Source organism: Staphylococcus sp. B1(2026) (genome assembly GCF_058895785.1).
Map to the genome: position 1 here is coordinate 1 of NZ_JBZXTS010000047.1, position 9,677 is coordinate 9,677.

At 29.0% G+C, this 9,677-nt stretch carries 10 protein-coding genes and 3 pseudogenes; 3 read left to right on the forward strand and 10 right to left on the reverse strand.

Annotated features, from left to right (window positions below):
- Positions 1–49 precede the first annotated feature (49 nt).
- Both AC5EAH_RS06880 and smpB read right to left on the reverse strand, forming a co-directional pair.
- Positions 50–874: a Cof-type HAD-IIB family hydrolase gene (locus AC5EAH_RS06880; RefSeq protein ID WP_493494040.1), complete on the reverse strand. Its 825-nt coding sequence runs from the start codon at positions 872–874 to the stop codon at positions 50–52.
- A 10-nt stretch (positions 875–884) separates the two neighbouring features.
- Positions 885–1,343 (reverse strand): SsrA-binding protein SmpB, encoded by a 459-nt coding sequence (gene smpB / locus AC5EAH_RS06885; RefSeq protein WP_493494041.1) that lies wholly within the window; start codon positions 1,341–1,343, stop codon positions 885–887.
- Between the two features lie 199 nt (positions 1,344–1,542).
- On the opposite strand from smpB, the gene rarD reads away from it, so the two are divergent.
- Together rarD and AC5EAH_RS06895 are read left to right on the forward strand one after the other, a co-directional pair.
- On the forward strand, positions 1,543–2,421 hold the full coding sequence (gene rarD, locus AC5EAH_RS06890; RefSeq protein ID WP_493494042.1) for an EamA family transporter RarD: 879 nt from the start codon (positions 1,543–1,545) through the stop codon (positions 2,419–2,421).
- 22 nt (positions 2,422–2,443) lie between these two features.
- The gene (locus AC5EAH_RS06895) at positions 2,444–3,244 is read left to right on the forward strand and encodes a Cof-type HAD-IIB family hydrolase (protein WP_493494043.1); all 801 of its coding nucleotides are present in this window, start codon (positions 2,444–2,446) and stop codon (positions 3,242–3,244) included.
- 23 nt (positions 3,245–3,267) lie between these two features.
- Here the strand turns inward: AC5EAH_RS06895 and rsmA are convergent, their stop codons facing one another.
- Positions 3,268–4,149 (reverse strand): 16S rRNA (adenine(1518)-N(6)/adenine(1519)-N(6))-dimethyltransferase RsmA, encoded by an 882-nt coding sequence (rsmA, locus tag AC5EAH_RS06900; protein ID WP_493494044.1) that lies wholly within the window; start codon positions 4,147–4,149, stop codon positions 3,268–3,270.
- Entirely contained in the window at positions 4,130–4,720 is a 591-nt protein-coding gene (rnmV, locus tag AC5EAH_RS06905) for a ribonuclease M5 (protein WP_493494045.1), read from the reverse strand. The genes rsmA and rnmV overlap by 20 nt, the downstream gene beginning before the upstream one ends.
- A gap of 201 nt (positions 4,721–4,921) precedes the next feature.
- Between rnmV and AC5EAH_RS06910 the strand changes: the two genes are divergently transcribed.
- Positions 4,922–5,617, forward strand: coding sequence for a type 1 glutamine amidotransferase domain-containing protein (locus tag AC5EAH_RS06910; protein WP_493494046.1), 696 nt, complete (start codon positions 4,922–4,924; stop codon positions 5,615–5,617).
- A 71-nt stretch (positions 5,618–5,688) separates the two neighbouring features.
- Here AC5EAH_RS06910 and AC5EAH_RS06915 read toward each other — a convergent pair.
- The 6 genes and pseudogenes from AC5EAH_RS06915 to AC5EAH_RS06940 all read right to left on the reverse strand — a co-directional run.
- Positions 5,689–6,981, reverse strand: a pseudogene (locus tag AC5EAH_RS06915) (SA1320 family protein); the annotation flags it as partial.
- Between the two features lie 99 nt (positions 6,982–7,080).
- Positions 7,081–8,085: an Mbeg1-like protein gene (locus AC5EAH_RS06920; RefSeq protein ID WP_493494047.1), complete on the reverse strand. Its 1,005-nt coding sequence runs from the start codon at positions 8,083–8,085 to the stop codon at positions 7,081–7,083.
- Positions 8,078–8,512 carry a DUF1310 family protein gene (locus AC5EAH_RS06925; RefSeq protein WP_493494048.1) on the reverse strand — a complete coding sequence of 145 codons (435 nt, stop codon included), beginning with the start codon at positions 8,510–8,512 and terminating at the stop codon, positions 8,078–8,080. Before AC5EAH_RS06925 ends, AC5EAH_RS06920 begins: the two co-directional genes overlap by 8 nt.
- A 129-nt stretch (positions 8,513–8,641) precedes the next feature.
- Complete coding sequence (locus tag AC5EAH_RS06930; protein ID WP_493494049.1) at positions 8,642–8,821, reverse strand: hypothetical protein; 180 nt, start codon at positions 8,819–8,821, stop codon at positions 8,642–8,644.
- Between the two features lie 27 nt (positions 8,822–8,848).
- Positions 8,849–9,397 (reverse strand): annotated as a pseudogene (locus AC5EAH_RS06935) (oxidoreductase); the annotation flags it as partial.
- Between the two features lie 26 nt (positions 9,398–9,423).
- A pseudogene (locus AC5EAH_RS06940) lies at positions 9,424–9,597 on the reverse strand (oxidoreductase); the annotation flags it as partial.
- Between the last annotated feature and the right edge of the window lie 80 nt (positions 9,598–9,677).

Here is a 9,677-nt window from a genome sequence, read left to right on the forward strand (position 1 = left end):
AATATTTAATTATTTTTTATTTTTTGATTGTCTACTTGACTAAGAGCAGTCAAGTTATTTTTAACTCTTTTTTTAAATATTTAACTACGCCACCTTCATCATTACTTAAAATAATTTCATTAGCTATAGCTTTAATGTTGTCATGTGCATTATCCGGCACAACGGCTGTACCTGCTAGTTGTAACATTGATAAATCATTATCGTTATCACCAAATGCTACACAATTTTCTAATTGATAATTATAGTACTGCGCTATTTTTTTTAGAGCTGCTCCTTTTGAAATACCTTCTTTCATAATATCGAACAAACCTGGACCTGAAAAAGTACCTTCAATTTGTAGTGAATTCATAAGTTGATGATAGACTTGTAATACTTTATCACGATTTTGTTCAATAATTAATACTTTTAAAGGTAAATCATTATTTTTCATAATAGATTCTAAAACATTATCCGTAACAACTAGAGGTGTTTGTAAATTTGTTGGATAATTAGCTTCAAATTCAGATAAATAAGCAATACGTCCAGTATGTTTTTCACCATAAACCGCTTGTGGTGTGTAAATATGATAATCTAAATTAACCTCTCTTATAATTTGAACAATTATTGCTATTTCATCATAGCTGAAATGTGTACTATCGATGATTTCATTTGTAGATAAATTTCTAATTAACGCACCGTTACAAGAAATTACTGGCACAGTTAATTCTAATTCATTATAATACGATCTTATCATTAGATCTAATCTACCTGTTGCAATATAAAAAGGTAGCTGTCTAGCTGTCATTTCTTTTACTACTTTGACTGCTTGTTCATGTAATTGATTATTAGACATTAAAAAAGTGCCATCCATATCTGTAACATACCATTTATTCATCAGTTTTCTCCTATCTTGATTTTAATGCGCGTTCAATTTGTCTTTTTGCATCTTGTTGTTTTAATGTTTGTCTTTTATCATAGTTCTTTTTACCACGACCAACACCGATTAATAATTTTGCATATCCATCTTTTAAATACAATTTTAAAGGCACTAAAGTCACACCTTTTTCTTTTGATATACCTAAAAGTTTCAAAATTTGCTTTTTATGTAGCAACAATTTTCGTTCTCGTAAAGGTTCATGATTAAAACGATTACCTTCTTCATAAGGTGAAATATGCATATTAAAAATATACATCTCCCCTTGACGAACTTGTGCATAACTATCTTTTAAATTGACTCTACCACGACGAATGGCTTTAATCTCAGTTCCTTGCAATACCATCCCTGCTTCATACGTTTCTTCTATAAAATAATCATGTTTTGCTTTTTTATTTTGTGCAATAACTTTTCCTTCACCTTTAGGCATTTACTCACCCATTTCTTTATTAATTTCTCTAGTATTTATTCTAATATATTCATTTAGATAAAGCAAATATAATAATATAACGAAACATTGATATAACAACGTTCGCAAAAGGTGAAATTGATTAAATCACAAAGATTTCACATTGTTTTATTGCAGTTTATTTGCTATGATATTTTCATCAATTATCTAAGGAGTTATTATGAATTCATCACGTCAAAGTTTTATTGCCATTTTCATTTGTTATTTCATTTGGGGAATTTTACCTATATATTTCTCATTACTTCATCAACTACCAACTGTACAGATTATTATCTATCGTATCATTTTTTCAGCCATTTTTATGATACTATTAATTTTAACTTTGCGTAAATACAATGAAACTAAATTAGAAATACAACAATTATTAGCTTCACCCCTAACAATTTTTTATATCATTAGTGCCTCTTTTTTAATTACTATTAATTGGTTCACTTATGTCATTGCAATTCAACAACATAAAGTATTGGAAGCTAGTTTTGGTTATTATCTCACACCTATTGTAACCATTATATTAGCCGTTATCTTTTTAAAAGAAAGATTATCACGTCTACAAATATTTGCCTGTCTGTGGGTTAGTGCAGCATTAATTTATTTATTATTTTATTTAGGTAAATTACCTTGGATTGCATTAAGTTTAGCTATTTCATTTGGATTATATTCATTATGTAAAAAACAAATTAATCTATCTATTACTACTGGTTTATTACTTGAAACTTTAATCATCTCACCTTTAGCCATTATTTATTTAATAAGTCAGCCTATGTTTCCATTATCTCAATTAAACACACTATCATTAATCGCTTGGTTATTACTAGGTATTATGACTGCTGTACCTTTATTATTATTTGCTAAAGCCGCACAAAATATACCACTTTACTTAATAGGTATCTTGCAGTATATGCCACCTACATTACAATTTATTTTAGGTATTGTCATTTACCAAGAACAGTTAAATACTCAACTTTTAATCGCATTTATATTTATTTGGATAGGTGTCCTCGTATTTTGTTACAGTGCGATTAAACAACATCAAAAATAAACTTATAGGAGATAAAAGAAAAATGTATCAAGCACTCATTTTAGATATGGATGAAACTTTATTACGACAAGATAAAACTATTTCAACCAACACAAAAAACGCAATTATTTCATTACAACAAAAAGGTATTCCCGTTATTCTAGCTTCTGGTCGTGCAACTTATGGTATGTTATTAGAAGCACACACATTACAATTAGATAAATTTCATAGTCATCTCATAGCATATAATGGCGCTGAGATTATTCAAGCAAATAATAACCAAATTATTTATCAACAAAGTTTATTGCAACCAGACATTATTGCACTTCAACAATTTGCACATCAACATCAAGTTAGTTTAATTACAGCTAAAGATCAATATATTTACATAGAAAAATATAATAGTCATGCTGATATGGAGTATACAGTTAAAAATATGACCGTTGTGAAAGTGAATGATATTTTAGATATTAATATAAATAATTTACCTAAACTTATTCTTTTTGATAGTACAGATAAAATGATCGAAGTCTTTCATCATGCTAAAGAAGTTTTTGGAGATCAATATAGTATTACTCGTTCAAATGATAATTATGTAGAATTTATGCCGCAACATGTTTCAAAAGGATCAGCACTACAACATCTGAGTAAGATAATTAACATACCTTTAGAAAATATGATTGCTTGTGGGGATAGTTTTAATGACATAACAATGCTACAAAGTGTAGGTATGGGGATTGCCATGGGCAATGCTGTAGATGAAGTTAAATTAATTGCTAAAGATATCACTGATAGTAATCACAATGATGGCATTGTTAAAGTAATAGAAAAATATTTTAAATAAAAAGGGTTGCAAAACCCTTTTTATTATTGCACATTTTTTTGTAGTTTATCAGCCAATTGAGCAAATTCTTCAATTGTTAATGTTTCACCACGACGCTTACCATCTATTTTAGCTTCAAGTAAGGCCTGTTCAATTTCAGATTTATACGTTTTACCAAAATAAGCCTGTAAATTATTAAGTAATGTTTTACGTCTCTGTGCAAATGCTGCTTTAACAATATCAAAGAAATACTGTTCATCTTGAACAATTACAGGTAATTGAGGATAGCGTACTAATTTTACTACTGCAGAATCTACATTAGGTGCAGGTGTAAAAACATTTTTAGGTACAATAAATTCAGTCTGACAAGTTGTATAATATTGTACAGCAATTGAAAGAGAACCATAAGCCTTCGTTTGTGGTTTCGCAGTTAAACGATCAGCAACTTCTTTTTGCATCATCACAACAAAACCATCTACTGGTATTTGATCTTCTAACAATTTCATTAATATAGGTGTTGTAATATAGTAAGGTAAATTAGCAACAACCATAATTTTATTACAATCTTTGAAATATTGTTGAATGACTTGATTGACATCAGCCTTTAAAATATCTTCATTAAGAATAGTAATATTATTATAAGGTGACAAAGTTTCATCTAAAATAGGTAATAATCTTTGATCAATTTCAAATGCAACTACTTTTTTAGCTACTTTAGCACATTGTTCTGTTAAAGAACCAATTCCTGGACCAATTTCAATGACACCTGTTTGATCATCTATCTCTGCACTTGAAATAATATTATTTAACACATTTGTATCTATTAAGAAATTTTGACCTAAACTTTTTTTAAATTTAAAATCATAACGTTTTAAAATATCAAAAGTTCTCGTTGGTGTAGCTATATCACGATGTTGATGATTCATAGTCATCTCCTTTATCTTCTTTATTTATAATTTGTATTGCCTGTTGATAATCAGCTAAACTAATACGAAACATTTTCAATCGCTTCATTAATTGTTTACCATTCATATCACCTAAATGTAATAATTCACCTAATCGACGTCTTTTGGCATGTGCATTATGCCCTACAATTAAACCATCTGCCAACAATTGTTGTTGACTTATAACTTCAATAGTATCACTTGTATCTACAGTATAAACTACTTGTAATGCTTGAATAATATCTGCTGTTTTAGCTGCTTCGATACCTATTTTACCTTGCGTATCTTTAGCTAAATGTCTCGGTAAAAAAGCATGTTTCGCATTAGGAATAACTTCTACTATTTTTCTACGTATTCGCTCACCAGGATAATCTGGATCAGTAAAAATAATAATACCTCGTTTGTTCATGGCATGTTGAATTTGTTGCATCGTAGATTTACTCAGAGCAGAACCATTCGTTTCAATCGTATCACAATCTACTGCTTCTTTTAATCTTGTTGTATCATCACGTCCTTCAACAATAATGACTTCTTGTATTTTTAATTTTGTCACTGGCTATGCTCCTTTTAATAATTAACATCTAATTTTATCATGTTTTAAATATTATCTCTAGCATTTCAACAAAGTTGACAAGATTATCATTTTCTAGCAATTTCATATAATCGATAATAATATTAGATAATATTCTATCTGTAAGTTACAATGAATGCTACATTTAAATGTTGATAAGTATTACATTAAAGGAGACAACTAATGTCAAATAAAATTTTAATCGTTTTAACAAATATAGAAAAATATGAAACAATCTCTAAAGCCACAGGTTTATGGCTAGGTGAAGCTATTCATTTTTACGAAGAAGTTATTAAAGCTGGATTTGAAGTCGATTTTGTAAGTCCAAAAGGTGGTTATGTACCTATTGATCCACATAGTTTGAAATCATATTTTCTAAAAGCTGTTGATTGGCACTGGTACCATAACGAACATTTCAAACATGCTGCATTAGCACAATCATTACGCCCTGATCAAATCAATTCATCAGACTATTGTGCCATTTATTATACTGGTGGTCATGGTGTAATGTGGGATTTTCCAAATAATAAAGCTTTACAAACCATTGCCATGAATATTTATAATCAGGGTGGTTACATTACAAGTGTTTGTCATGGTGTCGTAGGTTTATTAAATTTAAAAACTCATGATAATCAATATTTAATTAAAGATAAAACGATCACTGGTTTTGCAAACATTGAAGAACGTTTAAATGGTACTTATTCTAAAATGCCTTTCTTAACAGAAACTGAATTAAAAAAACGTGGTGCAAATTATATTCGTAAACATGCATTTGCAAATTTTGCAGTTCAAGATGGACGAATTATTACTGGTCAAAATCCATTTTCTCCACGCAAAGTCGGTCAATTACTAGTTAAATCACTGCAAGAAATAAATTAACCTTAACAAGATGATAAGACAATGAATTAGAAATTGCTTTAATCATCTTGTTTTATTATAGTTTAATCCATTTAATTATCACCAAAACAATCCACCGTTAAAGAAGCAAAATTATTTAATATAGTCATCACTTTTTCTAAAGTCATACATAAAGTTGTCATCGTTCTACCTGACATACTGTTTTGTATTGTCATTTTAACATAGCCTAACTCTGCTTGAATTTTTGAAGTTAAGTTAATTATTGTTTTTTGACTTTGAACAATTTCATCTAAATCAAAAGCATTATAAACACCTTTCTCGATAATATTTTTTAGTGAAAAATGTAATGAAGAAAGTTCATTTTTAGCATATTGTGATATGTATAAAGCTTCTATTATTTTATCTGTTGTTGGGTTTAACAATTTATAAGCACTATCAATATGCTCTCTTATATAACTAGGATACAATGTTTCTAATCTTCCCCAATAATGTCTTTGTGGATGTTTGCCTTCGTGCTGCATTTCAACTTCAATCATTTCATTATATGAACGCATTATACCTTTTAATATATTTAAAAATGGTTGTATTAAATCTAACCATTTTAACAAATCATGCTCAAAACTTTCAAAAGCTTGATGATATAATTTTGAAACTGAACTAGCATATTCTCTACTTCTCATCTCAACTTGACGATCAAAGGCTTGAATGACATCTTTCACATCATCAAAAATTATTTCTTTTTGTAAATATATTTGATAAGTGGATGGTAGTGTTGCTGTCGTTACAAAGTCTTTAACTCGACCATTTTTTAAATTTTGACCTAACCAATAATCCATCTGTTCAAAATTATTTGCTAAAGCATTTAATAGATCACTCATATTCATTAATAAACTTTTTAATTGTGATAAATTTTTCATTTGTGTATTAAAAACCAATTCTAAAGCTTGGCTTATACCATCTTCTTTTCCTGTACGCAAACCTTCACCTTCAAAAATTTGATCACTCATTTTTAACAAACGCTGACTTGTATCCTCTATAATTTGCCACGATACCAATAAACAAGGTTGTTTGGTAAAGATACTTCTACCTATAATTTTACCGTTACCATCTTCTTTTCGACAATGCGACAATAAAGTTTTAGCGTCTGTTGCCATTCTTTCTAATAAAATATTGTATGGTCCTGGCTGAAAAATATGTCCATGTATAAGCGGCAATTGATTAGATGTAAAACGGTACATCTCTAATTTACTACTTTCTGTTAATCTATTGATTAAATATTTCTTATCAATAATTTGTTCCACAGAATCATGCAACATATTTATCACTGATGGCACTCTGGAAATTTTAAATTGTTCTTTAATACTTTCAGAAATATCTATTTTACGTTGTGAAAAATTTCATCGTATTTGTTGATTCTTTGTTTGGCATAATAAAGCAATGCTATGCATCATATCAATATCATTGATTACATAATGACTAATATTTCAAGATAATGTACGTAACAATCCAGCATTAACTTTAATCATTTCATGAGTAGAAACAATTTTATTTGATGAATAAAATAAATTTGTTGGATTAAAATCTAGTTGACTATAGTCTACATCAATCTTGTTATCACCATTAATATCAATTTTAATTATTCTATTATCTGGATCAACTAATGTGCCATCTTTATGAATGAAATTGCCATTTTTATCAACTAAATAACCACCGAAACTATGCTGTGCCAATCTATCAATAGTTGAATCATCATGATTAAGTGGCACGCGTTGACTATTAATTTCTATAACTTGACCTATAGAGGAATTTTTCAATTTATCAAGACTACCAAAAGTACTATCTACATATCCTAAACCAACAATATCATTCATATCTACATAATTGAATATTTTATGTTTAATCTTTTGTGCCTTTTTCTTTTGCTTATCATTCAATATACTGTGTATGTTAGGTCCATTAAAGAAATAAGCACCTTGTACTCTGTTAATATCTGTCGTATTTGATACTGCAAATTGTCCATTCATTGAACCTAATGAATGTCCATATAAATTCACTTTAGCATTAGGGTATTTCACCAAACTCTCATTTAATAAATTAGCTGCATCTTCTAACTGTATAGTACCTATACCATCTAATATCTCAACTGTCCCTGTCCCATGTAAAGCTATTCTCCAACCTAATTCAACATTATTCATTATCCAGTCCATCATTGTATCAGTTGTTTCTTCTAATGACCCAAATGATGCTGAAGAACCACGATATAAAATAGTAATTTCAGAAACTTTATTCAAGTCAGTTTTTGTAGGTTGTGCTGGTAATTTAATATCAGTAATGATATAAGCTTGCAGTCCAGATAAATTATCGATCACTTCAGAAACGTAACCATAAGGAATAGATAATTTAGGTAGTGGTACAGCATCTGTTACTTGATATATTTTATATTCTTGTTGAGTGAGATACAGTCTTTGTTCATCTGTTAAATTATTCACTCGCTTTCTCCTCCAGGATTTTTTTATTTTTTTCAATTAAATCTACTAATTTCCCTGCAATACCATAACCTCCCATACGTAATTTATCATCTTGTTTATTCATTACGCCTCCAACATACATATTTTTATTATGATTAATAATTAATGTAAAATTAATGCCACCCATTGGATTCCATTCCACACTTTCATGATCTAGTTCATAATTTTTAATAATACCTGCATCCGTATAGGCTTGAGCATCGACATTTTTAATTAAGTCTTCAAATATATTTTTCGCTTCTTGTGTTTCTAATACTTTTATCATGGCTTCTTTACTAGGATAGCCTAACATTCTTTCACAACCTCCATTTGCTAAAAAGATAATTAAAATTATAAGTGGTAAAGCCACCGTTAATGATAGCTTTATCCATTTGTTTCGTTTTTTCATATGTTCTCCTTTTTATTAACTGTACAAAAAATATGACTCACTATATAAATAAACAAAGAAATTATATTTTCTTTCAACAAATTAAAAAAGCATTAAAAAATTTTTCAAAATTTCTTAATGCTTTTCATACTAAATTATTCTACCACGTTCATACGCATTATTATAGGCTTTAATATCATCTGTTGCACGTAAAATATCAGACGCACTTAATAGCCAATTTGGATTGGCTAACAAAGGTCTACCTAAACTAATAATATCTGTTTGATTCGTTTGTAATAAAAATTCTCCTAATTTTGGATCATTTAACAAACCAACAACACCTACAGCTATATTTGCTTACTGTTTGATGATCGTTGCTTTTTCAACTACAGGTACTAGACCACCAGAAGACACATCAATTAAATCAATACCTTCAATTTTTAACCATTTAGCAATTTGAATAAGTTCTTCAATCGTTGTGCCATTATCTACATATTCATCACCTGATATACTTACCCACAATGCACCTTGATAAACTTCTTTAATTGCATTAATTATACGTTTAACAATTTTAAAACGTTTTTCTAGTGAACCTCCATAATCATCAGTTCTTTGATTAGTTATAGGAGAAATAAATTAATGCAACAAGTAACCATGTGCCATATGAATTTCAATTAAATCTATATTTGCTTGCGTTGCATATTGAGCTGATTGACGATACATTGTTATAATATCATCAATTTCTTTAGTAGTTAATGCTTCAGGTACACCTATTTCATCATTATATGCAATACAAGATGGTGCAATTAATTTTTCACCAACTTCTGCTGTACGTCCTGCATGATTTAATTGAATACCAACTTTACTACCGAATTGATGAATAAGTGTCACTAATTCTTTTAAAGTATCCGCTTGCTGTTGATGCTATAACCCTAAATCTTTTTTGTAATTCGGCCATCGCTAGAAATAGCTGTACCTTCTATATTAATCAATGCAACACCACCAATTGCTCTTGCACTATAATAAACTTTATGAAAATCTGTAATCATACTTTGTGGTGCTTCATAAGTTAACATTGGGGACATGACGATTCTATTTTTTAATTGTAACTGCCCTAATTAAATAGCTTCAAATAGTTTTCTTTTCGTCATCTTAATCTCATTGTATCTATTGCGTAGTTCAAAAT

Bases quoted from the DNA above. Each gene is read 5' to 3' on its own strand.
- smpB (WP_493494041.1), bottom strand. From the start codon at position 1,343: ATGCCTAAAGGTGAAGGAAAAGTTATTGCACAAAATAAAAAAGCAAAA.
- AC5EAH_RS06895 (WP_493494043.1), top strand. From the start codon at position 2,444: ATGTATCAAGCACTCATTTTAGATATGGATGAAACTTTATTACGACAA.
- rarD (WP_493494042.1), top strand. From the start codon at position 1,543: ATGAATTCATCACGTCAAAGTTTTATTGCCATTTTCATTTGTTATTTC.
- AC5EAH_RS06925 (WP_493494048.1), bottom strand. From the start codon at position 8,512: ATGAAAAAACGAAACAAATGGATAAAGCTATCATTAACGGTGGCTTTA.
- AC5EAH_RS06880 (WP_493494040.1), bottom strand. From the start codon at position 874: ATGAATAAATGGTATGTTACAGATATGGATGGCACTTTTTTAATGTCT.
- rsmA (WP_493494044.1), bottom strand. From the start codon at position 4,149: ATGAATCATCAACATCGTGATATAGCTACACCAACGAGAACTTTTGAT.
- AC5EAH_RS06910 (WP_493494046.1), top strand. From the start codon at position 4,922: ATGTCAAATAAAATTTTAATCGTTTTAACAAATATAGAAAAATATGAA.